Genomic DNA, 23,750 nt, shown 5'->3' with positions numbered 1-23,750 from the left:
CCGACCCTCAGCGGAGGGCGGCGAGGAGCTGGGGGGCGGCCCAGCGGAGCGGGCGGTTGAAGTAGTGCCAGTTGTGGGAGCCGCCGACCATCACCCGAGCGCGGTAGGGGACACCGCGGGTGGTCAGCTCCTGCAGGAAGGTGCGGTGCGTCTCCCAGAGGTTGCGCTCCATGGTGCCGCTGTGGGTGCCTGACCCGCCGCTGAAGCCCGTGCCCGAGGTGATCAGGACCTTGACCCCCTTCAACCGGCCGGCCAGCCTGGCCGGGTTGTGCCGGTCCCAGTTGGCGCGGTCGAGCACCGGGTCTCCCCACACCCGTCGCGGATCGGGCCCGGCGGCGCCGAGGATCGGGGCGAGGAGCTCGGGCCCGACCGCGCGGGTGGCCATCGCGGTGGTGTCGAGGGCGCCGGAGATGCTGAGCACGACCTTGAACATGCGCGGGTGGTGGGCGGCGTAGTTGATCGCCCCGATGCCGCCCATCGAGGCACCGGCGATGCCGCGGGCGCCCTTGACGGTGCGGAAGGTCCGGTCGACCCACGGGACGACGACCTTCGTGTGGAAGGTCTCCCAGTCCCAGGTGCCGTCATGCCAGTCGGTGAACATCCCGGCGTGGCGGCCCTTGCCGCCGGCCGGCATCACCAGGATCGCGGGCCACCGCCGCGACATCGCCACGATCTCGGACTTCTCGGCCCACCCGTCGTAGGAGCTGAGGGCACCGTTGAGGAGCATCACCACCGGGTAGCGGCGACCGGCGTTGCGGGGCCGGTGGTAGCCGGTGGGCAGCAGCACCCGGACCAGGTTGCTGTTGACCTTCACCCCCGCCGGCACCGGCACCCGCCGGTTGACGCAGCGGTCGGGCGGGCACGCGTCCGCGCCGGTCTCGCGCGGCGCCCTGCTGACCGGCTGGACGCCGTTGTCGACGGACGGGATCGTCATCAGCCGCGCGTACGACGTCAGCGCCCCGACCGGGTCGCGGGCGGGGTTCACGTCGACCGTGGTGACCGGACCCTCGTCGGGACGGTCCGGCGCCGCCGACCGCACACCGGCACCGGCACCGGCGGCCGGCGGGCCGACCGACGCCGCCACCAGGCAGACGAGCGCGAGGACGGTGGCGGCGGCTGTGGCGCGGGGGTTGGGACTCACACGGACCGAACGAGCCGGGACCCGGCGGGGTTACGGCGCGGTGCGGCTCGTCAGCGGCGCAGGGCCACGACCGCGACCCGCCCGCCGCCACCGGCCGCCCAGCAGGCGTCGCCCTCGCAGTCGAGGGTGTGGAAGCCGGTGTCGGTGAGGTGGCGCCAGGTGCGGCCGCCGTCGGCCGACCAGCTGGTGCCGGCCACGTCGCCGGACTCGCCGGTGGCCAGCACGACGCCGCGCACGTGGGCCGCGTCCTCGGCGAGGTGGGTGAGGTCGCCGCCGTTGACCCACCGGTCGCGGCGCAGGTAGGCCGTGGCGTCGGTGCCGTCCGTCGGTGCCTCGAAGTCGCCGCCCACGGCCAGCGCCGTGCCGCCACGCACGAGGAGCCCGAAGACGCCGGCGGCCGGGCCGGCCGGGATCGTGGAGTCCTCGGCCTCCCAGGTCAGGCCGCGGTCGGTGGAGCTGAAGACGCGCGACCGCTCGCCGCCGGTGCCGAACCACGCCGTGCGCCCGGAGACGACCAGGCAGTCGCCGCTGGCGGCGAAGTTGGCCTCCCCCGTCGAGTCGGGCATGCCGGCGGTGGGCAGCACCCGCCAGGTGGCGCCGCCGTCGTCGGTGCGGGCGATCCGGAAGCGCCCGTCGACGGGGTCGCTCACCGCGAGCCCGGTGCGGCCGCCGGGGTAGAAGTCGAGGCAGTTGTAGAACGCCGCCGGCTCGGCGTTGCGGAACGTCTCGGTCCAGGTCGAGCCGGCGTCGGTGGTGCGGAAGACCCGTGAGTCCTCACCCGGGCCGATCGCGAGCACCACCGCCGTGCGGCGGTCGAGCACCTCGACGTCGCGCAGCGCCAGGCCCTCGGTGCCGGGCGGGGTCACGTCGAGCCAGGAGCGGCCGCCGTCGGCGGTGCGGAACACCCGGCCGGCGCCGCCGGTGACGCTGCCGCCGGTGACCCACGCCGTACGCCGGTCGAGCGCGTCGAGCCCCCGGAAGCCCTGGTCGGCGTCGACCACCGTGGTCCGGACCTCCAGGTGCCCCGGTCGGTCGGGCTGGTGGCCGGCGCCGGGCGGTGCGCCCAGCAGGGAGAGCGCGGCCCCCGCGGTCAGGGCGGTCACAGTGGTCAGGGTCCCGAGAAGTCGTCGCATGCACGGCAGCCTGCCGAGGCGGCACGGTCCCTGTCCAGGGGTCCGGAGGCGCCCGTGGTGGACCGGCCCTGGGCGGGTACCGTGTCCCGCGGTGCGCCGGGAAGTCTGGTCGGCAGTCCCGTCACCGACCCTTGGAGCACCATGTCGCTGCCCTCCCCGACCCGCCGCCTGTTCCAGCGCGGCAGCTGGCCCGAGGCGTCCCGCGTCGCCGACATCGTGCGCGCCGAGACCACCGGCGGGATGCTGCTCATCGCCGGTGCGGTGCTGGCGCTGGTGTGGGCCAACAGCCCGTGGTCGTCGTCGTACGCCGACCTGCGCGCGGTGACCGTCGGCCCCGCCGACCTGCTCGGCCTGCACCTCGACCTGAGCCTGGCCACCTGGGCGGCCGACGGCCTGCTCGCCATCTTCTTCTTCGTCGCCGGGCTCGAGCTCAAGCGCGAGTTCGTGGCCGGTGACCTGCGCGACCCCGCACGGGCCGCCCTGCCGGTGGCGGCGGCCTTCGGCGGGGTGGTCGCCCCCGCGCTGGTCTACGTGGCGTGGAACGCCGCCCTCGACGGCCGGTCGGAGGGTTGGGCGGTCCCCACCGCCACCGACATCGCCTTCGCGGTCGCCGTCCTCGCCGTCATCAGCACCCACCTCCCGGCCGGGCTGCGCACGTTCCTGCTGACCCTCGCGGTGGTCGACGACCTGATCGCCATCACCCTGATCGCCCTGTTCTTCACCAGCGACCTGAGCCCGGGTCACCTGCTCCTGGCGATGGCGCCCGTCGCGCTGTTCGGCCTCCTGGTGCGCTTCCGCATCCACCACGCGGCGCTGCTGGTCCCGCTCGCGGTGGTGGCCTGGGCGCTGGTGCACGAGTCGGGGGTGCACGCGACCGTGGCCGGCGTCCTGCTCGCGTTCACCGTGCCCGTACGCCGCCGCGACGGCGACGAGGACAAGCCCGGGCTGGCCGAGCACCTCGAGCACCTCGTCCGGCCGCTCTCGGCCGGCGTCGCCGTCCCCGTGTTCGCGTTCTTCGCCGCCGGCGTCACCGTCGGCGGGTTCGTCGGTCTGGGCGACGCCCTGTCCGACCCGGTCGCGCTCGGCGTCGTGCTGGGTCTGCTGGTGGGCAAGCCGGTGGGCATCGCCGGGTCGACGTGGCTGCTGTCGCGGTTCACCCGGGCCGACCTCGACGACGACCTGTCGTGGGTCGACGTGATCGGCATGTCCATGCTCGCCGGGATCGGGTTCACGGTCTCGCTGCTCATCGGCGAGCTCGCCTTCGGCACCGGGACCCAGGCCGAGGAGCACGTCAAGGTGGGCGTGCTCGTGGGCTCCCTGGTGTCCGCGCTGCTGGCGACCGCCGTGCTGCGCACCCGCAACCGCGAGTACCGGCGGTTGTGCGAGCTGGAGAGTGTCGACGACGACCACGACGGGATCCCCGACGTCTACCAGTAGGGTCCCTAGCGTTCGCCAGTCGTACCGCACCCCCGAGCCACGAGGACCCACCCATGGTCAACCCCGACCTCACCAAGCAGCCCGCCACCCAGGGGTCCGGGCGAGCCGTCGTGCCGCCCTCCCCCGACGAGCCGACCATCGGCCGCCTGGTCAACGACGCGACCAAGGACATCTCCACGCTGGTCAAGAAGGAGATCGAGCTCGCCAAGTCCGAGCTCAAGGTCAGCGTGAAGTTCGGCCTCACCGGCGTGGGTCTCTTCGTCGCGGCCGCGTTCCTCGCGCTGCTCGCGGTGATCATGCTGTCGGTGGCCCTGGCCTACCTGATCCACTGGAACGGCGACGGCCTCGACCTGCACTGGGCCTTCCTCATCGTCTTCGCGCTCTACGTCCTCCTCGCCGGCCTGCTCGCCTTCATCGGCGTCAAGAAGGTCAAGAAGGCCGGCCCCCCGGAGAAGGCGATGCGGCAGGGCAAGCAGATCCCCAAGGCGTTCAAGGGCCAGAAGTAGCCCGGGCCGCCCTCCCCGCTCAGCCGGCGCAGCCGCCGGTCGAGACCTCGCCGGAGGCCGACACACCGTCGGCCGCGGCGTCGGCGACCTGCTCCCAGGTCAGCGCGTAGCCGGTGTCGTCGTCGGTGACCGAGGCGGCGAAGACCACGCCGGCGACGTGGCCCTGGGTGGTCACGATGGGTCCGCCGGAGTTGCCGGGACGGACCAGGCCGCGCAGCGAGTAGACCTCGCGGATGACGCTGCCCTTGCCGTAGATGTCGGGCGACTCCAGCTGCCGCTCGTCGCGCACCCGCCCGCGCTGGACGTCGTACGGGCCGTCCTCGGGGTAGCCGAGGATCGCGACGCCGTCCTTGGCGCCGACCACGGACCGCTCCTCCTCCTCGTTGCTGTCGACGAGCGGCAGCGCGTCGCGGCCCTGGTCGTCGAGGCGGAGGACGGCGACGTCGAGGTCCGGGTTGTAGTAGACGACGTCGGCGTCGACCCGGACGTCGCCGACCTCGACCGTCGGGTCGTCGACGCCGGCGACGACGTGGGCGTTGGTCATCAACCGGTCGTCGGAGTAGAGGAAGCCGCTGCCCTCGACGCCGCGGCCGCAGCTGTTGTTGCCCAGCACCTTGAGCACGCTCCCCTCGGCGTCGGCGATGTCGGGGTCGGACAGCAGCCGTTGCGCACCCGGGCTCACCTCGCGGATCTCCTCCTCGGCGAAGGGCTGCAGGTAGCGCGGGAAGAAGCTGGTGCCGACCACGTTGTTGAAGCCCTGCAGCACGGTGGGGGCCGAGGCCGGCAGGGCGTCGTTGACCGTGCGCAGCACCGTCGACTCGCGCACCATCGCGGTCAGCGACCCGATCCGCGACCCGGTGACGGCGACCCCCAGCGCCCAGGCGACCAGCAGCACCGCGAGCGCGCTGAGCGCCGCGCCGCCGACGGCGTCGACGGCGCGCGCCGGCTGCCAGGTGATCTGGTCGCGGATCTTGCTGCCCGCGAACTGCAGCAGCGCCTGGCCGAGCGAGGCACCCACGATCACGATGAACAACGCGCCGAGCGAGACGGTGAGCGACGGGTCGGCGTCGCCGAGGATCTTCGGGGCCAGCCAGATCCCGACCAGACCACCGAGGAGGAGCCCGGTCGTCGCGAACGCGCCGGTGACGAAGCCCTGCCAGTAGCCGGACAGGGCATAGGCGAGGACGAGCAGGACCAGCAGCCAGTCGAGCAGGTTCATCGGCGGCGGCGCTCCTCGAACTCGGTGTTGGGCGGCACGTCGACGGTGGCCGGCGCGCGGCCGCCCAGCATGTACGCCGGCAGCTCGCGGCCGGGCGCGTCGGGAAGGTCCTCGATCCAGCCGAGGTACTCGAAGAGGCGGGCGACCACGCCGCCGGTGAAGCCCCAGAGGATGACGTCCTTGGCGTCGCCGATCAGGAAGCCGGGTGAGCGCCAGCCGCGCGGGCCGAGCACCGTGATCCGGTGGGCCGGGTCGCGCAGCTCGCTGATCGGCACCCGGTAGACCTCGTGGACCTCGTCGGGCGAGAGCACCGAGACCGGGCTGTCCTCGCGCCACCAGCCCAGCACGGGCACGACGGCGAAGTTGCTCGGCGGCAGCCACAGCTCGGGCAGCTCGGCGAACACCTCGACGCCCGACGGGTCGAGGCCGGTCTCCTCCTGGGCCTCGCGCAGCGCGGTCTGCTCCGGCGTCTCCCCCGGGTCGATGGTGCCGCCGGGGAAGGAGACCTGGCCGGGGTGGGAGCGCATGTGGTGGGCGCGCTCGGTGAGCAGCAGGTCGGGGCCGTGCTCGCCCTCGCCGAACAGCATCAGCACGGCGGAGCGGCGTACGCCCTCGGCGTCGTCGGGCACCATGAACCGGGTCAGGTCGTGCACGGTGATCGAGCGGGCCGCCGCCTCGACGGGCCGCAGCCAGTCGGGCAGCCCGGGGTGCTCGTCGAAGGTCACAGGTCGACCCCGAGCTCGGCCTCGACCAGGTCCTCCACCTCGGCGGCGGTCTCGACGCCGCCGGCTTCCTGGTGGACGACGTCACCGTCGGCGTCGACGAGGATGAACTGCGGGAGACCGGGCTTGATGAGCAGCTCGTCCTGGCTGTAGAGGGCGCCGCCGGGGTCGGCGACGCTCGGGTAGGTGGCGCCGCTGCGGGCCGCGAGGTCGAGCGCGGCCTCGGGATAGGTGTCCACGACGTCGATGCCGAGCACCCCGACCTGGTCGCCGTGGCGCGCGTAGAACTCCTGCAGCGCCGGCATCTCGCGGACGCACGGGCCGCAGTTGGAGGCCCACAGGTTGACCACCAGCGGGCCGGTCAGCGTGGACAGGTCGACGTCGGGGCCGCCGCCCAGGCACGGCAGGGTGAGCGAGGGCAGCTCGCCGTCGCCGTCACCGGGCGCGCAGTCCTCGATGCCGGCGTCGGCCTTGACCTCGCGCAGCTGCGGGGTGTCGACGTCGATGTCGCTCTCCCCGGGCGGCGTGGCTCCGCCGCCCTCGCAGCCGGTCAGCAGCACCAGCGCCGCGAGCGCGGCGAGCGCCTTCCTCACGCCGGGCCCTGGGTCTTGAGCAGGGCGGCGGCGACCTCGGGGTCGGTCGGGCCCTCGCCGAAGGAGGGGCACCACCGGGCCACCGGGCAGGCGCCGCACGCCGGCTTCTTGGCGTGGCAGCAGCGGCGGCCGTGCCAGATGACGTAGTGGCTGAGCATGGTCCAGTCGCGCCGGGGGAACAGCGCCCCCACGGCGTGCTCGGCCTTGACCGGGTCGGTCTCCTCGGTCCAGCCGAAGCGGCGTACGAGACGGCCGAAGTGGGTGTCGACGGTGATGCCCGGGACGCCGAAGGCGTTGCCGAGCACGACGTTGGCGGTCTTGCGGCCCACGCCGGGCAGGGAGACGAGGTCGTCAAGGCGGCCGGGGACCTCGCCGTCGAACCGCTCCACGATCGCGGCGCTCAGCTTGAGCAGCGACTCGGTCTTGGCGCGGAAGAAGCCCAGCGGGCCGACGATGCCCTCGAGGGTCTCGCGGTCGGCGGCGGCCATCGCGGCGGGGTCGGGGTAGGCGGCGAAGAGCGTCGGCCGGACGGCGTTGACCCGGCGGTCGGTCGTCTGGGCGCTCAGGACGGTGACCACGAGGAGCTCGAAGGCGTTGTCGAAGTCGAGCTCGGCGTGGGCGTCGGGGTAGGTCTCGGCCAGCACCCGGTGCATCTTGCGGGCACGGCGCACCAGCGACGTCGGGGGGCCAGCGGGCGGCACGGCGGGCGTCACGGCGGTCGGCACGCGGGTCAGCCTACGGTCCGGCGCCGACACCGCGGCGACCGGCGACGCACGACCTGGGGTGGCCGATCGGCCATTCGCTTTCTCTGTGAGGTCGCACACCCTCTAGGATTCGGCTCACGGGCGCTGCGCCCGACTCACCCCCTCCAGGAGGATCCGTGGACACCGAGGTACTCCGCCAGGCCCCGCTGTTCAGCGCGCTCGACGACGAGGCCGCCAGCGCGCTGCGCTCCTCGATGAGCGAGACGAAGCTGCGCCGCGGCGACGTGCTGTTCCACGAGGGCGACTCGGGCGACAAGCTGTACATCGTGCTCGACGGCAAGGTGAAGCTCGGCCGCACCTCCGCCGACGGTCGCGAGAACCTGCTGGCGATCCTCGGCCCGGGCTCGATGTTCGGTGAGCTCTCGCTGTTCGACCCCGGCCCCCGCTCGGCCACCGTCACCGCCGTCACCGACGCCGAGTTCGCCTCGCTGTCCCACGAAGACCTGCTGCGCTGGCTCGAGGGACGCCCCGTCGTGGCCCGCGGCCTGCTCTCCCAGCTCGCCGGCCGCCTGCGCAAGGCCAACGACGTCGTCGCCGACCTGGTCTTCTCCGATGTCCCCGGCCGCGTCGCCAAGGCCCTGCTCGACCTCGCCGACCGCTTCGGCCGCACCGCCGACGACGGCGTCCACGTCCACCACGACCTCACCCAGGAGGAGCTCGCCCAGCTGGTCGGCGCCTCCCGCGAGACGGTCAACAAGGCCCTCGCCGACTTCGCCTCCCGCGGCTGGCTCCGCCTCGAGCCCCGCTCGGTCGTGATCATGGACGTCGAGCGGCTCGCCCGCCGCGCCCGCTGAGCGCTGCGCTGGAGGACTGCTCGGCGGAGGACTGCTCGGCGAAGGACTGCTCGGCGCTGAGCCGGCGTTCTTGGGTGCCGGCGTCGCGCTGTCCTGCCGTTGCCGCGCGATCGAACGGGAACGGCAGTTTTCGTCCCGCTCGATCTGCCGTTTCCGCGCGATCGAACGGGAACGGCAGTTTTCGTCCCGCTCGACCTGCCGTTTCCGCGCGATCGAACGGGAACGGCACATTGCCACGTCCACGAACTGTCATTGCCGTTCGATCGAACGGCAATGACAGCTCCAGGGGTGACGCACGCGCCGTGAGTCAGGCGGCGAAGTGGTCGCGCCACGCAGGCGCGAGGGGTGGGACGTTTCCCCAACCCCGCAGCAGGAGCTGTCGGCGGACGCGCTCGAGGGTGCGTTCGGGTTCCTGGAAGATGCCCTTCGCCGTGACCACGATGATCCGGTAGCCCTCGTCGTCGAACTCCTCGCGCCGCTCGAGGTCGTGGTGCCACTGATCGGGGTCCTCGGCGTGTTGGCGCCCGTCGTACTCGACGATCAGCTTGATGCTGCGGTAGCAGAGATCGAAGCGGCGCCGCCAGGTCCCGTCATCGTTGTAGATGCGCAGGTTGACCTGCGGCTCGGGCAGCCCGGCGAGCACGATGAGCATCCGCAGGCGCGTCTCCATCGGCGAGTCGACGCCGTCGCGCACGTAGGAGGCTCCGATCCGAGCCCGCCCCGCGTAGTAGTCGGTACTGGCGTCGCACGCGCGTCGTATGTGCTCGGCCTTGACGCGGTACTTGCGGCAGATCGCGTCCCCCAGGATCACCAGGTCGACCAGCCCGAGGTGGCCGGCGCACTGGATGAACGTCGTGATCGGGTCGGTCGTCCGCAACCCGTCCACGACGATGACCCGGCGCTCGCGCTTGGTCACGTGAGGCTTGATCTGCGGACGGAACCGGCGGTCCTCGTGACGGCGAACGGTGACGTGGGCGAACGGGTGGTCCGGGACTGGTAGCTCGAGCAGCGCGGCCGCACTGAAGTGGCTCGCGTGGGCCGACGCGGGGTGGATCAGCAGGGCCGCCCTGATCAGCGTCTTGCGATCTACGGCGGACGCGAGGACCCAGACCCCCTTCACCACCTGGACGAACTCCTTGTGGCGCAGACGAGCAACGTCCTGACCGGCGAGTCTCATCGACCGGCGGGTGAACGGGTGCTGCGGGTTCCATGACTCCGACATGCCAGGAGGGTGCACCGCCGCGGGCCGCTGCGCGAGACCCCACGTGCGTTGTCCACAGGCGGCGGTTCGCGAGCTCGGGGGCCGACCTTGCTGTTGCCGCGCGATCGCACGGCAACGGCAGATTTCGACCGCCGAAATGTGTCGTTCCCGTTCGATCGCGCGACAACGACAGGTCCCGCCACCGGGCCGCCGACGAGCCTCCGAACAGGCCGCGCCGTCACACCAGGCGCGTTCGGGCCGGCGGCGGGTGTCAGGAGGAGTCGCGCAGGTAGGCCAGCTGGGCGCGGACGGACCACTCGGCGGCGTCCCACAGCGCCTCGTCGACGTCGGCGTAGACGATCTCGACCACGCGGCGGGGCAGCTCGTCGGCGGCGAAGCCCTCGGGGAAAGGCTGGTCGGCGAGCTGGGCCATCGCGGCGCGGACCTGGTCGAGGCGCTCGCGGCGGTGGGCGACGTAGAAGTCGAGGACGGCGCCGGCCTCGTCGACGACCGGGCCGTGCGCGGGCCAGATCGTGGTGACGTCGCCGGACGCGACGAGGGCGCGCATCCGCTCGAGGGAGTCGAGGTAGGGGCCGAGCTGGCCGTCGGGGTGGGCCACGACGGTGGTGCCGCGGCCCAGGACCATGTCGCCGGTGAGCAGCACCCGCTCGGCCGGCAGCAGGAACGAGACGGAGTCGGCGGTGTGGCCGGGGGTGGCGACGACCTGGAGCCGCAGCCCGTCGACCTCGAGCACCTCGTCGTCGACGAGCGGGTCGGCGCCCACGCAGTGGTCGGGGTCGAGCGCGCGGACGGCGCAGCCCTTGCGCTCGGCGAGCTCGGCGGCGACCTCGGAGTGGTCGACGTGGTGGTGCGTCAGCAGGACCAGCCCGACGTCGCCGGTGGTCTCGTCGAGCAGGTCGAGGTGGCCGTCCTCGACGGGCCCGGGGTCGACGACGACCGCGGTCGAGGAGCCGGGCTCGCGCAGCACCCAGGTGTTGGTGCCGTCGAGGGTCATGATGCCGGGGTTGGGCGCCAGCAGGCAGTGACCGCGCTCGCCGTGGTCGCCCCCGCGCCAGGGCTCGGGGGCGCTCATCGGCGGCGCTCCGCGACCAGCGGGCGCAGCCGGTCGGGCATCGACAGCGTGAAGCCGTCGTCGAGCGGCTCGACGTCGGGGGTGAACATCTCGGCCCGGCGCGAGGCCGCCTCGGCCAGGACGTCGGCAGGCGTCTCGAAGGTGCCGACCTCCATCGAGGTCAGGTAGGTCGGCGGCATCATCGCCAGCGCTCCGGCGTCGGCCTGGTCGGCGGCCGCGCGAGCCGGGAGCCAGACCACCGACGACGACTCGGAGGAGACGTCGCGCGTGCGCTGGCCCTCGGGCAGCGCGGCGACGAAGAACCAGGTGCGGTAGCGCTTGGGCTCGAAGACCGGGGTGAGCCAGGCGTCCCAGACGCCGAGCAGGTCGGTGCGCAGCACCAGGCCACGGCGGAGCAGGAACTCGGTCATCGACAGCGCGCGCGACTCCAGCGCGACCCGGTCGGCCTCCCAGTCCTCGGCCGTCGTGTCGGCCACGACCTCCGAGGCAGAGGGCCCGGCGAGCAGCACGCCCGACTCCTCGAACGTCTCGCGCACCGCCGTGCACACCAGCGCCCGGGCGGTCTCCTCGTCGCAGCCGAGCCGCGCGGCCCAGTCCTGTGGGGAGGGTCCGGCCCAGGCGACCTCGGTGTCGAAGTCGCGGGGGTCGACGCCGCCGCCCGGGAAGACCGCCATCCCGGCGGCGAAGTCCATCGAGACCTGGCGGCGCATGTAGTAGACCTCGGGGCCACCGCCGACCGACGACGGCCGCATCAGGACGACGGTCGCGGCGTTGCGCGGCTCGACCGGCTCGCGGGTGCCGTCGGCGTACGCGCGGGCGGTCTCGACCAGGTGCGCGGGCAGCGGTACCGGCGGCAGCGGGATCTGCACCGCGTCAGGCCCCGGCGGCGATCTCGACGACGACCTCGACCTCGACCGGCGCGTCCAGCGGCAGCACGGGCACGCCGACCGCCGACCGGGCGTGCACGCCGGCGTCGCCGAAGACCTCGCCGAGCAGCTCGGACGCGCCGTTGGCGACCCCGGGCTGGCCGGTGAAGTCGGGCGCGGACGCGACGAAGACCACGACCTTGACGACCCGCGCGACCAGCGCCAGGTCACCGACCTCGGCCCGGACCGCGGCGATCGCGTTGAGGGCGCACTGCTGCGCGCAGGCGTAGCCCTCCTCGGCGGTCACCTCGCGCCCGACCTTGCCGGTGGCAAGCAGCTCGCCGGCACGCATCGGCAGCTGGCCCGAGGTGTAGACGTGGGCGCCCGAGCGCACCGCCGGCACGTAGACGGCGACGGGCGCGGGGACCTCGGGGACCGCCAGGCCCATCGACGCGAGCCGCTCGTCGGGGGTGCTGCCCTTGGCCATCAGGCGGCCTTGGCCCGCTTGAGGAACGCGACCAGGCCACCCTGGGCGTTGGTGTGGATGGCGACCAGCTCCCAGCCGTCCTGCCCGAAGTTGTTGAGCATCAGTGCCTCGTTGTGGAGCGGGATCGGCGCCACCTGGTACTCCCAGATCGTCATGCCCGGCACCTTACCCACGTCATCCCGTGGTCTGACGTGCCGCGGGCCACGTCGCCCTACCGTGGACGTCGTGCACCCACCCGACGGCCTGCGCCAGCCGTGGCGCCTCGGAGAGCGCCAGCGGCGGTGGTTCGACGTCGCGCTCGTCGTGGTGCTGGTGCTGCCCGCGCCGTTGTACGCCATCGCCGACGCCCCCGCGGGCGTGCCCCTGGTGGTGCTGCAAGCGGTGCCGCTGCTGTGGCGGCGCACCCGGCCCGACCAGGTCTTCGCCGCGGTCGCGGCGTCGAGCGCGCTGCAGGCCGTGCTGATGGGGACCCCCATCCACACCCAGGTGGCGTTCCCGATCGCGGTCTACTCCGCCGCTCGCTTCTCGACCGCCCTCGCCGGCCTGGTGGCCCTGGCCGTGGGCGAGGTGGCCGCGGTGGTCGCCTCGCTCGACTGGATCCTCGGCTTCGACGGCGAGCTGACGCTCTCGGCCTTCTCCTCCTACTTCCTCACGATCTCGGCCTTCGTGGTCACCGCCTGGGCCCTCGGCACGCTGGGCCGCACCCGGGCGGCCTACGTCGCCGCGCTGGTCGACCGCGGCGAGCGGATCCGCCTCGACGCCGAGCAGCGGGTCGCCCTGGCCGCCGCCGCCGAGCGCGCCCGGATCGCGCGCGAGATGCACGACGTGGTCGCGCACGGCCTGACCGTGATGGTCGTGCAGGCCGACGGGGCCAGGTACGCCGCTGCGACCGACCCGGCGGTGGCCACCGAGACGCTGGAGCGGATCGCCGGCACCGGCCGCGAGGCGCTCACCGACATGCGCCAGCTGCTGGGGCTGCTACGGGCCGAGGAGGAGACCGGGCGCTCCCCGCTGCCCGGGCTGCCCGACCTGCCGGCGCTGCTCGACGGCGACGAGGTCGACGCGGACCTGGCCGGGCTCGAGCGGCCGGTGCCGACCGCGGTCGGGCTGACGGCGTACCGCGTGGTGCAGGAGGCGCTCACCAACGTCCGCCGGCACGCCGGCCCGGGCGCGCGGGCCACGGTGCGGGTCGACGTGGGCGACCGGGTGGAGCTCGAGGTCGTCGACGACGGGCGCGGTGCCGCCGCCCCGGACACCGGCGGGCACGGCCTCACCGGCATGCGCGAGCGCATCGACGTGCACGGCGGCACCCTGGTCACCGGGCCCCGCCCGGGCGGCGGCTGGGGCGTGCACGCGACCATTCCCCTGTGAGCACCTCGGCGAGCGGGCAGCCGGGCGACCCGGTGCGGGTCGTCCTGGTCGACGACCAGCAGATGGTCCGCGCGGGCTTCCGGATGCTCCTGGAGAGCCAGCCCGACCTGCGCGTCGTCGGCGAGGCCGGCGACGGCCGCGCGGCGGTCGACCTGGTGGGCCGGCTCGGCCCGGGCGGCTGCGACGTCGTGCTGATGGACGTGCGGATGCCCGTGCTCGACGGCGTGGCCGCCACCGCCGAGGTGGTCGCGCTGCCCGGGGCGCCGCGGGTGCTGGTGCTGACGACGTTCGACCTCGACGAGCACGCGTTCGCCGCGATCCGGGCCGGGGCTGCGGGCTTCCTGCTCAAGGACGCGCCTCCCCAGGACCTGCTCGCGGCCGTGCGCACCGTGCACGCCGGCGATGCCGTGGTCGCCCCCAGCACCACCCGGCGCCTGCTCGACCACCTGGCCGCCTCGGCCTCCGGCCCGGCCCGCGCCGACGCCGACGACCCGCGGCTGCGCCACCTCACCGACCGCGAGCGCGAGGTGCTCGTGCTCGTGGGCCGCGGCCTGTCCAACCACGAGATCACCGCCGAGCTCGTGGTCGCCGAGGCCACCGTGAAGACCCACGTGAGCCGGCTCCTGGCCAAGACCGGTTCGCGCGACCGCGTGCAGCTGGTGGTGCTCGCGCACGAGGTCGGCCTGGTGGGTTGAGGAGGCGTCATCCCGCCGGATGACCACCGGACCATCCCGTCGCCTGACGACCGGGAGGGTCCCGGATTCCTAGCGTGGCGGTCATGTCCACTCCCTTCCCGACCCCCGCTGTCGACCCGCTGTCCGCGACCCTGCCACCGACCACCGACAGTCCCGTCGCGCCGGCCGCGCCGGCGGCGAGCGCCCGCGGCCTGAGCCGCGTCTACGGCCGCGGCGAGCACGTCGTCCACGCCCTGCGCGAGGTCGACCTCGACCTGCCGGCCGGCCGGTTCACCGCCGTGATGGGTCCGTCGGGCTCCGGCAAGTCGACCCTGATGCACTGCCTGGCCGGCCTCGACACCCCCACCGGCGGCACCGTCACCGTGGCCGGCCGAGAGCTCGCCGGGCTCGACGACACGGCGCTGACGCTGTTCCGCCGCGAGCACCTCGGGTTCGTGTTCCAGGCGTTCAACCTGCTGCCGATGCTCACCGCCGAGCAGAACATCCTGCTCCCGCTCGAGCTCAGCGGTCGTCGCGCCGTCACCGCCGCGCGGCCGCACGTCGACACCGTCATCGACGTCCTCGGGCTGCGCGACCGGTTGCGGCACCGTCCCTCGGAGCTCTCGGGCGGCCAGCAGCAGCGGGTGGCGATCGCCCGGGCGCTGGCCTCGTCGCCGGCGATCGTGTTCGCCGACGAGCCGACCGGCAACCTCGACAGCACGGCCTCGGCCGAGGTGCTCGACTTCCTGCGCCGCTCGGTGCGCGAGCTCGGCCAGACCGTCGTGATGGTCACCCACGAGGTCGAGGCCGCGGCGTACGCCGACGACGTCGTCGTCCTCGCCGACGGCGCCGTGCGCGCCCACCTGGTCGACCCCAGCCGCGACCGCCTCGTCGACACCCTGGCCGGCCGCCGATGAGGACCGTGCTGCTCGCCTCGCTGCGCACCCACACCCGCCGCTACGTCTCGGCCGCGCTGGCGGTGGTCATCGGCGTCGCCTTCGTGATCGTGACCGCGGGTCTGTCCTCCGCCGCCCGCGAGGGGCTGACCTCCGGTGTCGGTGCGCCGTACGTCGGGGCCGACTCGGTGCTGACCGGCGTCGACGGCACCCAGGCCGACCGCCTGGTCACCGAGGCGGCCGCGCAGGGCGCGGAGGCCTCGGTGCTCGGGTGGGCGGTCGAGGCGCTGCGGCGCGACGGCGCGGTCGTCGACCGCGACGCCGACGTCGGGGCGATCACCACCGGCGACCTGCGCTGGCAGGTGCTCGTCGAGGGCGAGCTGCCCGACGCGACCGGCGAGGCGGCGATCGACTCGGCCACCGCGCGCGAGCACGACCTCGACATCGGCGACGTCCTCGAGGTCGGCGGCGGGCCCGAGGCGGTCACCGTCACCGTCAGCGCGGTCGTCGACTCGCCGTCGGCGTTCGTGTCCGGGTCGGTCTACCTCACCTGGGCCGACATGCGTGCCCTCGCCGACCGGATGTACGTCGACAGCGTCGCGTGGGCCGGGCCGGCCTCGCTGGCCCGCGAGCTCGCACCCGACGCGACGGTCGAGGACCGCGACGCCTACGTCGCCGACCTGCAGACCGAGGTGAGCAACGAGATCGACGTGCTGACCATCCTGCTGCTGCTCTTCGCCACCATCGCCCTGGTCGTCGGGGTGCTCGTCATCGCCAACACCTTCGCCATCCTCTTCGCCCAGCGCCGCCACGACCTCGCCCTGCTGCGCTGCGTCGGCGCCACCCGTCGCCAGCTGCTGCGCTCGATCCGGGCGGAGGCGCTCGTGCTCGGCCTGGTCGCGACCACGATCGGCCTGGTCGCCGGCTCGCTCGGTGCCCGCGCCGTCGTCGCGCTCGTCGTCGACCGCTGGCCCGAGAGCCGCCTGGGCGAGGCCACCGTCTCCCCCGCCTGGTACGCCGGCGGGCTCGCCGTGGGCATGCTCGTGACGCTCGCCGCGGCCTGGTTGCCGACGCGCTCGGCCACCCGTGCCGACCCGCTCTCGGCGCTGCGGCCCGACGCCGACGTCGACGCGCGGTCGTCGGCGGGCCGGGTGCGGCTCGCGCTCGGCGCGCTCCTCGTGGGCGGCGGCGTCGCGCTGCTGGCCGCCGCGGTGGCGACCGAGACCCTCCCGCCGATGCTCGCGGGCGGCGTCGCGTCGTTCGCCGGCGTGCTGGTGCTCGGGCCCTGGCTGGTCCCCGCTCTGGTGGCCGCGGTCGGCGGCCTCGTCGGCCGTGTCGGTGGGCCGCCGGTGCGGCTCGCCACCGGCAACGCCCGCCGGCACCCCAAGCGCACCGCCACGACTGCGGCGTCGCTGCTGGTCGGCGTCACCCTCACCACCGCCGTCCTCACCGGGATGGCCAGCTCCCGCGGTGCGCTCGCCGACGAGATGGACGTGCAGCACCCGGTCGACGCCGTCGTCACCACCGAGCGCCCGGTCCCGGCCGCCGCGCTCGACGACGTCCGCTCCAGCGACCAGGTGGCCGGCGCGACCCCGATGTCCGGGGTGACCGCCCGGCTCCCCGACGTCGGCGAGGTCGTCGTCCTGGCTGTCGAGGACACCTCGACGGCCCGCGACACCACCCACCTCGTGCCGCGTGAGGGGCAGGTGCTGCTCCCCTTCGACCTCGCGTCGCGACAGCGCACGACGCTGGCGGTCGGTGACCGCGACGTCCGGCTCGAGGTGCTCGGCGGCGAGGGGTTCGGCGACGCCGCCCTCGTCACCCCGGCCACCCTGGAGCGGCTGACCGACGCGCCCCAGACCCGCGGCCTGTGGGTCCGGGGCGCCGCCGACGCCGAACCCGACCTCCTCGAGGCCGACCTGCTCGCCGCCACCCAGTCCTCTGGCGGCACCGTCGAGAACGGCCTGGCCCAGCGCGCCTGGGTCGAGCAGCAGCTCGACGTCCTCACCGCGACGGTCGTGGGCCTGCTCGGCGTGGCGGTCGTCATCGCGCTCATCGGGATCGCCAACACCCTGGGGCTCTCGGTGCTCGAGCGCGGCCGCGAGCACGCGCTGCTCCGGGCCGTCGGGCTGACCCGGCGCCAGCTGCGCGCGACCCTCGCCTTCGAGTCGGTGCTGCTGTCGGTCGTCGCGACGGTCCTCGGCACCGTCCTCGGCGTGGCCTTCGGGTGGGTCGGCATCCAGGTGATGGTGCGCTCCGCGGTGGAGGACGCACCCGTCGTCCTCCCCTACGGCCAGCTGGGCATCGTCGTCGCCGTCTCGGCCGTCGCCGGGCTGCTCGCCTGCCTGCTGCCCGCGCGCCGGGCCGCCCGGGTCAGTCCCGCTTCGGGGCTCGCTCTGGACTGACGTAGCCCTCCTTGCCCAGCCGGCTGTGGCGGCGCCCGTAGAGGAAGTAGACGACCACGCCGAGCAGCATCCAGATGCCGAACCGCTCCCACGTCTCGCCGGTCAGGTTGAGCATCAGGTAGAAGCACATCAGCACGGCCAGGGTCGCGACGACCGGGGCGAGCGGGGTGCGGAACGCCCGCGGCAGGTCGGGACGCGTGCGACGGAGCACGAGCACGGCGATGCTGACCAGGATGAAGGCGAACAGGGTGCCGATGTTGACCAGGTTGGCGAGCGTCGCGAGGTCGACGAAGCCCGCCAGGGCGGCGATCGCGACACCGGCGATCAGCGTGATCCGGTGCGGGGTGCCGTACTTGGGGTGCACCCGCGCCAGGGAGGTGGGCAGCAGGCCGTCCCGCGCCATCGCGAAGGCGACGCGGCTCTGGCCGAGCATCAGGATCATCGCCACGACCACGAGCCCGATGCAGGCGCCGATCGCCACCAGGTTGCCCATCCAGCCCACCCCGGCGGCGTCGAAGGCGGTGGCGAGCGGGGCGCCGTCCTCGGGGTCGATGTCGGAGTAGCTCTGCACCCCGGTCACCACCAGGCTGACCGCGGCGTAGAGGAGGGTGACGATGGCCAGCGAGCCGAGGATGCCGATCGGTACGTCGCGCTGGGGGTTCTTGGCCTCCTCGGCCGTGGTGGCGACGATGTCGAAGCCGATGAAGGCGAAGAACACCACCGCCGCACCCGAGATCACGCCGGCGACCCCGAAGATGGCGGGCTCGATCCCGAAGATGCTGGTGATCAGCGGCAGGTCGCCGAACCCTCCCTCGGCGTCAGGCACGGGCTTCGACTCCGGGATGAACGGCGTCCAGTTGCCGACGTCGACCAGGGTGATGCCGACGACGATCACCGCCGCGACCACGACGAGCTTGATCGCGACCACGACCTGGTTGAAGCGGCTGGAGAACTTGGTGCCGATGATCAGCATCCACATCACCAGCAGCGAGATGATCACGGCGGGCAGGTCGACGAACCCGTCGGAGGCCGAGGAGATCGACGTGGGCAGCGTGACGTCGACGATCTCGAGGACCTGCTTGAGGTAGCCGGAGAAGCTCGACGCCAGCGCCGCCGACCCGATGGTGAACTCCAGCACCAGGTCCCAGCCGATGATCCAGGCCACCAGCTCGCCGAGGGTCGCGTAGCTGAACGTGTAGGCGCTGCCGGCCACCGGCACCGTGGACGCGAACTCGGCGTAGCAGAGCCCGGCCAGGGCGCACGCCAGCGCGGCGATCATGAAGCTCAGCGCGAGCGCCGGACCCGAGTTGGACGCCGCCACCGTGCCGGTGAGCACGAAGATGCCGGCGCCGATGATCACGCCGACGCCGAAGACGGTCAGGTCGAGGGCGCCGAGGTCCTTGCGCAGCTTGGTGTCGGGGTCGTCGGTGTCCTGGATCGACTGCTCGATCGACTTGGTGCGGAACAAGCTCATGACGGATGAACTTGCACCCTCGCGGCGCCGCCGTCAAACATCTCGTGGCGCGAGCTCGTGGGGAGCGAGCGCCGACACCACCGCCGTCGCTGCGGTGGACGGCACAGCCCTTCCCGACGCGACGCCGGCTGGGCCACACTCCCCCCATGGCGTACGACGAGGAGCTGGCCGCGCGGGTGCGCGACGTGCTCGAGCCAGAGGGGCCGGTCGAGGAGAAGCGGATGTTCGGCGGCCTCGGGTTCCTGGTGGGCGGGCACATGCCGGTCTGCGTCAGCGGCCAGGGCGGGCTGCTGGTGCGCCTGCCCGAGGCCGACGGCGCGGCGCTCGTGTCGGCCGACGAGGACGTCGAGTGGATGACGATTGGCGGGCGCACCGCCCGCACCTGGGTACGCGTCGCCGGCGCGGCGCTGGCCGCCGACGCCGACCTCGAGGCGTGGGTCGGGCGCGGGATGGCCGTCGTCCGGACGCTGCCGCCGAAGCGCTGACCCCGCGGCTCGACCACCCCTGACGCTGGTCGAGACGGGCGAGCGCCAGCGAGCCGAGTCGAGACCCGGCGGGGTGCGCACGCTGTGGTGGTTTCGAGACGGTTGCCAGCGCAACCTCCTCAACCAGCGGTGGTGACGGGCCGCCGCGCCTAGCGCGCAGGACGCAGGACGCAGTACCGCACGTGCGTGGCCCAGCGCGAGGTGTGCACCGAGAGCACCTCGAGGTCGAGGTCGTGCTCGAACCCGTCGAAGAGGCGCTTGCCACCGCCCAGCACGACCGGGGCCGTCGAGATGGCCAGCACGTCGACCGCGCCGGCCGCCAGGCCCTGGCGGATCAGGCTGGCGCCGCCGGAGAGGGACACGTCCGCGTCGCCGGCCACGTCGCGCGCCGCCGCGAGCGCTGCGTCGAAGCCGTCGACGAACCGGAACCCCGCGGCCGGGTCCGGCTGGTCCTCGACGCGGTGCGTCAGCACGACGAGGGGGCCGGGGAAGGGGTTGGTGCCGCCCCAGGCGCCGGCGGCGTCGTACATCCCACGGCCGCAGACGCCGCCGCCCACGTCGGCGACGAGCTCGTCGTAGTACTTCCGGTCGGCGCCCGTCATGCCGTCCGGGTCACGCGGGGAGTCGTAGGTCCACGGCCCGCCCATCACCCAGTGGTGGAGCCGCTCGCCCCCCGTGCCGAGCCCGTTGCCCGGGCCGTCGTCCGGTCCGGTGACGTAGCCGTCGACGGAGGTGGTGATCGCGGCGATGACCTTGCCCATGCCGGTGCAGACCGGCGGGGCCGGCCGGAGTCATCGAGGGTCAGTCGGCGAGCACCTCGGGCTCGGTCTTCTCGCGCACCTCGTCGAGGGTGACGCCGGGGGCGAGCTCGACGAGCCGGAGGCCGTCGGCCGTGACGTCGAGGACGCCGAGGTCGGTGATGATGCGCTCGACGACGCCGCGGCCCGTGTAGGGCAGCGAGCACTCCTCGACGATCTTGTAGGACCCGTCGCGCGCGACGTGCTCCATCAGCACGATCACCCGCTTGGCGCCGTGGACCAGGTCCATCGCGCCGCCCATCCCCTTGACCATCTTGCCGGGGATCATCCAGTTGGCGATGTCGCCGGCGCGGGAGACCTGCATCGCACCAAGGATCGCGGCGTCGATCTTGCCACCGCGGATCATCCCGAACGACGTCGCGGAGTCGAAGAACGACGCCCCGGGACGCAGCGTCACGGTCTCCTTGCCGGCGTTGATCAGGTCGGCGTCCTCCTCGCCCTCGAACGGGTAGGCGCCGGTGCCGAGGACGCCGTTCTCCGACTGCAGCACCAGCTCGACGTCGTCGGCGACGTAGTTGGGCACCAGGGTCGGCAGCCCGATCCCGAGGTTGACGTAGGACCCGTCGGTCAGCTCGGACGCCGCCCGCGCGGCCATCTCCTCGCGTGTCCAGCTCATCGGGGCCGCACCGTCCTCTTCTCGATCCGCTTGTCCGCCGCCTGCTCCGGCGTCAGCGCGACGACCCGCTGCACGAACACACCCGGGGTGTGCACGGCGTCGGGGTCGAGCTCGCCGGGCTCGACGAGGTGCTCGACCTCGGCGATCGTCGTGCGTCCGCACATCGCGGCCAGCGGGTTGAAGTTGCGCGCCGAGGCGCGGTACACGAGGTTGCCGTGCCGGTCGCCCTTCCAGGCCCGCACCAGCCCGAAGTCGGCCACGATCGCCTCCTCCAGCACGTACTCGCGGCCACCGAAGTCCCGCGTCTCCTTGGGCGGCGAGGCCACGACGACGTTGCCCTCGGCGTCGTAGCGCCACGGCAGACCGCCCTCGGCGACCTGGGTGCCACCACCGGTCGCGGTGAAGAACGCCGCGATCCCCGACCCGCCGGCCCGCATCCGCTCGGCCAGCGTGCCCTGCGGCGTCAGCTCGACCTCCAGCTCACCGGAGAGGTACTGCCGGGCGAACTCCTTGTTCTCCCCGACGTACGACGACACCATCCGCCGCAGCCGGCCGTCAGCGAGCAGCCGCCCCAGGCCCCAGCCGTCGACGCCGGCGTTGTTGGAGACCGCCTGCAGGTCACCGACCCCCGTCGCGTGCAGCGCCTCGATCAGCACCGCCGGGATGCCGCACAACCCGAAGCCGCCGACCGCGATGGTCGAGCCCGACCCGATGTCGGCGACCGCCTCGGCCGCCGACGAGACCACTTTGTCCATGGCCCGACCCTAGACGCCCCCACGAGGTGGCGAGCGATCCAATACCCTCGCTCCTCATGACCGACTGGCCGCAGGTGCGCCTGCACGTCGTCACGGGCAAGGGCGGCACCGGCAAGTCGACGGTCGCGGCGGCGCTGGCCCTGGCCCTGGCCACCCGGGGCAAGAACGTGCTGCTCTGCGAGGTCGAGGGCCGCCAGGGCATCGCCCGGATGTTCGACGTCGACCCGCTGCCGTTCGAGGAGCGCCGCCTCACCACCGGCCTGCCCGGCCCCGACGGGGAGCCGGGCGTCGTGCACGCGCTGCACGTCGACCCCGAGTCGGCGCTGCTGGAGTACCTCGCGCTCTACTACAAGCTCGGCCGCGCCGGCCGCGCGCTCGACAAGTTCGGCGTCATCGAGTTCGCCACCACGATCGCGCCGGGCGTGCGCGACGTGCTGCTGACCGGCAAGGTCTTCGAGGCCGTGCAGCGCAACAGCCGCAACAAGGGCGCGATCCAGTACGACGCCGTCGTGCTCGACGCGCCGCCCACGGGGCGGATCGTGCAGTTCCTCAACGTCAGCAACGAGCTCGCCGGCCTGGCCAAGGTGGGGCCGGTGAAGTCGCAGGCCGACACGATGATGACGCTGTTCCGCTCGCCGCGGACGGCGGTGCACCTGGTCACGGTGCTGGAGGAGATGCCCGTGCAGGAGACCAGCGACGGGATCGCCGAGCTGCGCGCGGCCGACCTGCCGGTGGGTGGCGTGGTGGTCAACCTGGTCCGGCCCCAGGACCTCACCCCCGACCAGCTCGCCACCGTCGACCCGGCGCGGGTCGCCGCCGACCTGCGCGACGCCGGCGTCGAGGCCGAACCCGACCTGGTGGCCGGCCTCACGGTCGAGGCCGCCGAGCACGCCGAGCGCCGGGCGCTCGAGGCCGGCCAGCGCGCGCTGGTCGCCGGCCTCGACGTGCCGTCGTACGAGCTGCCGCGGCTGCCGCTGGGCGTCGACCTCGGCGCCCTCTACGAGCTGGCCGCGACGCTGAGGGAGCAGGGACTGGCATGAACCGCACCCCAGGACGTCCTTCGTCTCCCCCGCTCCGCTCCTCCGCCGACCAACGCCCCGGGGACCCCGCATGAACCAACCACCCCGGGTCGGCCCGACCACCCGCACCCCCGCACCGCCGCTCGACGTCGACGCCCTCCTCGACGACCGGTCGGTCGGCATCATCGTGTGCTGCGGCTCGGGTGGGGTCGGCAAGACCACCACGTCGGCCGCACTGGCGCTGCGGGCCGCCGAGCGCGGGCGCCGGGTCGTGGTGCTCACCATCGACCCCGCCCGGCGCCTCGCCCAGGCGATGGGCATCGAGGCGCTCGACAACACCCCGCGCCCGGTCACCGACGTCGACGCCTCGGCCGGCGGCACGCTCGACGCGATGATGCTCGACATGAAGCGCACCTTCGACGAGGTGGTCGAGAGCCAGGCCAGCCCCGAGAAGGCGCGCCAGATCCTCGAGAACCCGTTCTACATCGCGCTGTCGAGCTCGTTCGCCGGCACCCAGGAGTACATGGCGATGGAGAAGCTCGGGCAGATCCACGCCGACTCGGTGGCCCCTGACGGCGACGGGCGCTACGACCTCATCGTCGTCGACACCCCGCCCTCACGCTCGGCGCTCGACTTCCTCGACGCACCGGAACGGCTCTCGAGCTTCCTCGACGGCCGGTTCATCAAGCTGATGCTCACCCCCGCGAAGGGTCCGATGCGGCTGATGGGGGCGGGCTTCTCGATCATCACCAACGCGCTGACCAAGATCCTCGGCGCCCAGGTGCTCAAGGACCTGCAGACCTTCGTGGCCGCGATCGACACCGTCTTCGGCGGGTTCCGGCAGCGGGCGACGAAGACCTACGCGCTGCTGCAGGCCCGCGGGACGGCGTTCCTGGTCATCGCCGCGCCCGAGCCCGACGCGCTGCGCGAGGCGGCGTACTTCGTCGAGCGGCTCAGCGCCGACCGGATGCCGCTGGCCGGGCTCGTGGTCAACCGCGCCGGCAAGGCACCCGAGGGCCACCTCGCGGCCGACGAGGCGATGACCGCCGCGGCCAGGCTGCGGCGCGCCGACCCGACCTCGGTGACCGCCGGGCTGCTGCGGCTGCACGCCGACCAGGTGCGGCTGGTCAAGCGCGAGGCACGGCTGCGCTCGCGGTTCGCCGCCGCCCACCCGCAGGTGCCCACAGCCGTCGTACCGGCGCTCGCCACCGACGTGCACGACCTCGACGGCCTGCGTCGGGTCGGCGACCTCCTGGCCGACTGAGCCGCCAGGACGCACGG

Annotated in this window: 25 protein-coding genes; 10 read left to right on the top strand and 15 right to left on the bottom strand. The window is 73.6% G+C overall.

Annotated features, from left to right (window positions below; genetic code table 11):
• Positions 1 to 7 precede the first annotated feature (7 nt).
• Together AC4MBH_RS00640 and AC4MBH_RS00635 are read right to left on the bottom strand one after the other, a co-directional pair.
• Positions 8 to 1,141 carry an alpha/beta hydrolase gene (locus tag AC4MBH_RS00640; RefSeq protein ID WP_491792392.1) on the bottom strand — a complete coding sequence of 378 codons (1,134 nt, stop codon included), beginning with the start codon at positions 1,139 to 1,141 and terminating at the stop codon, positions 8 to 10.
• Between the two features lie 50 nt (positions 1,142 to 1,191).
• Positions 1,192 to 2,244, bottom strand: a complete 1,053-nt coding sequence (locus AC4MBH_RS00635; protein WP_491792391.1) for a WD40/YVTN/BNR-like repeat-containing protein — start codon at positions 2,242 to 2,244, stop codon at positions 1,192 to 1,194.
• A gap of 171 nt (positions 2,245 to 2,415) precedes the next feature.
• On the opposite strand from AC4MBH_RS00635, the gene nhaA reads away from it, so the two are divergent.
• A complete protein-coding gene (gene nhaA, locus AC4MBH_RS00630; protein WP_491792390.1) occupies positions 2,416 to 3,711 on the top strand; it encodes a Na+/H+ antiporter NhaA in 1,296 nt (431 codons plus the stop codon).
• Positions 3,712 to 3,764: 53 nt separating this feature from the next.
• Entirely contained in the window at positions 3,765 to 4,217 is a 453-nt protein-coding gene (locus AC4MBH_RS00625) for a phage holin family protein (RefSeq protein ID WP_491792389.1), read from the top strand.
• A 19-nt stretch (positions 4,218 to 4,236) separates the two neighbouring features.
• Here the strand turns inward: AC4MBH_RS00625 and AC4MBH_RS00620 are convergent, their stop codons facing one another.
• Genes AC4MBH_RS00620 through nth form a run of 4 tightly spaced genes read right to left on the bottom strand, consistent with a single transcriptional unit; the run spans position 4,237 to position 7,404 of the window.
• Positions 4,237 to 5,436 carry a MarP family serine protease gene (locus AC4MBH_RS00620; RefSeq protein ID WP_491792388.1) on the bottom strand — a complete coding sequence of 400 codons (1,200 nt, stop codon included), beginning with the start codon at positions 5,434 to 5,436 and terminating at the stop codon, positions 4,237 to 4,239.
• Entirely contained in the window at positions 5,433 to 6,161 is a 729-nt protein-coding gene (locus tag AC4MBH_RS00615; protein ID WP_491792387.1) for an NUDIX hydrolase, read from the bottom strand. Before AC4MBH_RS00615 ends, AC4MBH_RS00620 begins: the two co-directional genes overlap by 4 nt.
• Complete coding sequence (locus AC4MBH_RS00610) at positions 6,158 to 6,751, bottom strand: TlpA family protein disulfide reductase (RefSeq protein WP_491792386.1); 594 nt, start codon at positions 6,749 to 6,751, stop codon at positions 6,158 to 6,160. Before AC4MBH_RS00610 ends, AC4MBH_RS00615 begins: the two co-directional genes overlap by 4 nt.
• The gene (nth, locus tag AC4MBH_RS00605) at positions 6,748 to 7,404 is read right to left on the bottom strand and encodes an endonuclease III (RefSeq protein WP_491793050.1); all 657 of its coding nucleotides are present in this window, start codon (positions 7,402 to 7,404) and stop codon (positions 6,748 to 6,750) included. Before nth ends, AC4MBH_RS00610 begins: the two co-directional genes overlap by 4 nt.
• Positions 7,405 to 7,631: 227 nt before the next feature.
• On the opposite strand from nth, the gene AC4MBH_RS00600 reads away from it, so the two are divergent.
• Positions 7,632 to 8,309, top strand: coding sequence for a Crp/Fnr family transcriptional regulator (locus AC4MBH_RS00600; RefSeq protein ID WP_491792385.1), 678 nt, complete (start codon positions 7,632 to 7,634; stop codon positions 8,307 to 8,309).
• A 307-nt stretch (positions 8,310 to 8,616) separates the two neighbouring features.
• Here AC4MBH_RS00600 and AC4MBH_RS00595 read toward each other — a convergent pair whose 3' ends face one another.
• From AC4MBH_RS00595 to sp36, 5 genes are all read right to left on the bottom strand, one after another.
• Positions 8,617 to 9,531 carry an endonuclease domain-containing protein gene (locus AC4MBH_RS00595; RefSeq protein WP_491792384.1) on the bottom strand — a complete coding sequence of 305 codons (915 nt, stop codon included), beginning with the start codon at positions 9,529 to 9,531 and terminating at the stop codon, positions 8,617 to 8,619.
• A 250-nt stretch (positions 9,532 to 9,781) separates the two neighbouring features.
• A complete protein-coding gene (locus AC4MBH_RS00590; RefSeq protein WP_491792383.1) occupies positions 9,782 to 10,603 on the bottom strand; it encodes an MBL fold metallo-hydrolase in 822 nt (273 codons plus the stop codon).
• Complete coding sequence (locus AC4MBH_RS00585) at positions 10,600 to 11,472, bottom strand: NUDIX hydrolase (RefSeq protein WP_491792382.1); 873 nt, start codon at positions 11,470 to 11,472, stop codon at positions 10,600 to 10,602. The genes AC4MBH_RS00590 and AC4MBH_RS00585 overlap by 4 nt, the downstream gene beginning before the upstream one ends.
• Positions 11,473 to 11,476: 4 nt before the next feature.
• A complete protein-coding gene (locus AC4MBH_RS00580) occupies positions 11,477 to 11,956 on the bottom strand; it encodes a RidA family protein (RefSeq protein ID WP_491792381.1) in 480 nt (159 codons plus the stop codon).
• The gene (gene sp36 / locus AC4MBH_RS00575; protein ID WP_491792380.1) at positions 11,956 to 12,111 is read right to left on the bottom strand and encodes a Sp36 family protein; all 156 of its coding nucleotides are present in this window, start codon (positions 12,109 to 12,111) and stop codon (positions 11,956 to 11,958) included. The genes AC4MBH_RS00580 and sp36 overlap by 1 nt, the downstream gene beginning before the upstream one ends.
• Positions 12,112 to 12,181: 70 nt before the next feature.
• Between sp36 and AC4MBH_RS00570 the strand changes: the two genes are divergently transcribed.
• The 4 genes from AC4MBH_RS00570 (at position 12,182) to AC4MBH_RS00555 (ending at position 17,302) form a co-directional block, all read left to right on the top strand.
• Positions 12,182 to 13,327, top strand: a complete 1,146-nt coding sequence (locus tag AC4MBH_RS00570; RefSeq protein WP_491792379.1) for a sensor histidine kinase — start codon at positions 12,182 to 12,184, stop codon at positions 13,325 to 13,327.
• Positions 13,324 to 14,022, top strand: a complete 699-nt coding sequence (locus tag AC4MBH_RS00565; protein ID WP_491792378.1) for a response regulator — start codon at positions 13,324 to 13,326, stop codon at positions 14,020 to 14,022. The genes AC4MBH_RS00570 and AC4MBH_RS00565 overlap by 4 nt, the downstream gene beginning before the upstream one ends.
• 83 nt (positions 14,023 to 14,105) lie before the next feature.
• Positions 14,106 to 14,918: an ABC transporter ATP-binding protein gene (locus AC4MBH_RS00560; RefSeq protein WP_491792377.1), complete on the top strand. Its 813-nt coding sequence runs from the start codon at positions 14,106 to 14,108 to the stop codon at positions 14,916 to 14,918.
• Positions 14,915 to 17,302 (top strand): ABC transporter permease, encoded by a 2,388-nt coding sequence (locus AC4MBH_RS00555; protein WP_491792376.1) that lies wholly within the window; start codon positions 14,915 to 14,917, stop codon positions 17,300 to 17,302. Before AC4MBH_RS00560 ends, AC4MBH_RS00555 begins: the two co-directional genes overlap by 4 nt.
• On the opposite strand, the gene AC4MBH_RS00550 is transcribed toward AC4MBH_RS00555, so the two are convergent.
• Positions 17,271 to 18,776 carry an amino acid permease gene (locus AC4MBH_RS00550; RefSeq protein ID WP_491792375.1) on the bottom strand — a complete coding sequence of 502 codons (1,506 nt, stop codon included), beginning with the start codon at positions 18,774 to 18,776 and terminating at the stop codon, positions 17,271 to 17,273. The two genes, AC4MBH_RS00555 and AC4MBH_RS00550, sit on opposite strands and share 32 nt — an antisense overlap.
• A gap of 146 nt (positions 18,777 to 18,922) precedes the next feature.
• Here AC4MBH_RS00550 and AC4MBH_RS00545 point away from each other — a divergent pair, with 146 nt between their 5' ends.
• Positions 18,923 to 19,261, top strand: a complete 339-nt coding sequence (locus AC4MBH_RS00545) for a TfoX/Sxy family protein (RefSeq protein WP_491792374.1) — start codon at positions 18,923 to 18,925, stop codon at positions 19,259 to 19,261.
• 149 nt (positions 19,262 to 19,410) lie between these two features.
• Here AC4MBH_RS00545 and AC4MBH_RS00540 read toward each other — a convergent pair whose 3' ends face one another.
• From AC4MBH_RS00540 to AC4MBH_RS00530, 3 genes are read right to left on the bottom strand one after another with little or no spacing between them, the layout of a single operon-like run.
• On the bottom strand, positions 19,411 to 20,022 hold the full coding sequence (locus AC4MBH_RS00540; protein ID WP_491792373.1) for a dihydrofolate reductase family protein: 612 nt from the start codon (positions 20,020 to 20,022) through the stop codon (positions 19,411 to 19,413).
• A 40-nt stretch (positions 20,023 to 20,062) separates the two neighbouring features.
• Positions 20,063 to 20,695, bottom strand: a complete 633-nt coding sequence (locus AC4MBH_RS00535) for a CoA transferase subunit B (RefSeq protein ID WP_491792372.1) — start codon at positions 20,693 to 20,695, stop codon at positions 20,063 to 20,065.
• Positions 20,692 to 21,450, bottom strand: coding sequence for a CoA transferase subunit A (locus AC4MBH_RS00530; RefSeq protein ID WP_491792371.1), 759 nt, complete (start codon positions 21,448 to 21,450; stop codon positions 20,692 to 20,694). The genes AC4MBH_RS00535 and AC4MBH_RS00530 overlap by 4 nt, the downstream gene beginning before the upstream one ends.
• A gap of 56 nt (positions 21,451 to 21,506) precedes the next feature.
• Here AC4MBH_RS00530 and bagA point away from each other — a divergent pair, with 56 nt between their 5' ends.
• Positions 21,507 to 22,490 (top strand): ATPase BagA, encoded by a 984-nt coding sequence (bagA, locus tag AC4MBH_RS00525; protein ID WP_491792370.1) that lies wholly within the window; start codon positions 21,507 to 21,509, stop codon positions 22,488 to 22,490.
• A 70-nt stretch (positions 22,491 to 22,560) separates the two neighbouring features.
• The gene (bagB, locus tag AC4MBH_RS00520; RefSeq protein ID WP_491792369.1) at positions 22,561 to 23,733 is read left to right on the top strand and encodes an ATPase BagB; all 1,173 of its coding nucleotides are present in this window, start codon (positions 22,561 to 22,563) and stop codon (positions 23,731 to 23,733) included.
• Positions 23,734 to 23,750 lie beyond the last annotated feature (17 nt).

Source organism: Nocardioides sp. WJ219, assembly GCF_058559815.1.
The sequence above is the reverse complement of the archived record's forward strand: the minus strand, read 5'-3'. Positions and strand labels throughout refer to the sequence as shown.